The following is a 634-nucleotide window of genomic DNA, read 5'->3' as shown; positions in this document are numbered from 1 at the left end:
TGTGGTTTCCATTTTTTCACATCCTATAAAAACTGAAGTTTATTTATTATACCATTTTGAAAAAGCAACGTAAAAATGGCAAATATGAAAACCTTCCATATTTTTTAAAAATATTTAGTGCACCGAAGAACTTTGCGTGTATAATAGCCTTGTATATTAATAGAGAAATGGCGGATGGGCATGCGATCATATAATGAAAAAATCAGTATTTATAATGGAATGGCATCTACGATAGCGGTTTCCTTGCCGAACAACTATTACCCGATTTTTGCTATCTCCATTCTGGGGGCTTCCAATTATCAAGTTGGGTTAATTAGTTCATTACCGCCGTTGATTACCTTGTTGATGACGGTACCTGCAGCCATTCTGTTGAATCGCCTTGAACAGCAGAAAAAAACGGTAGCGATGAGCATTTTATGGGCAAGAATGATGTTTATTTTACTTATTGGGGTTGTATTCATTCCCCCTCATTTTCAAGCTTGGGCATTTTTATTGGTTATTGCGCTTATGAACGTACCAGGCACCATCTCGAACGTAGGCTGGCAAACGCTGATAAGCGGAATGATTTCCGAAGAACGAAGAGGTGCGTTTTTTAGCGATCGAAATCGCTTAATGACCGTTATCGGAATGATTA

General features: G+C 37.9%; 1 pseudogene. It reads left to right on the top strand.

What is annotated here, in order from left to right:
* Positions 1-180: 180 nt before the first annotated feature.
* Positions 181-634, top strand: a pseudogene (locus tag V7083_RS02390) (MFS transporter); the annotation flags it as partial.

The organism is Bacillus sp. JJ1764 (assembly GCF_036962145.1).
In the GTDB taxonomy this organism is placed as follows: Bacteria; Bacillota; Bacilli; order Bacillales; family Cytobacillaceae; genus Neobacillus.
Note: the sequence above shows the minus strand (reverse complement) of the source record. Positions and strands in the feature narration are given on the sequence as shown.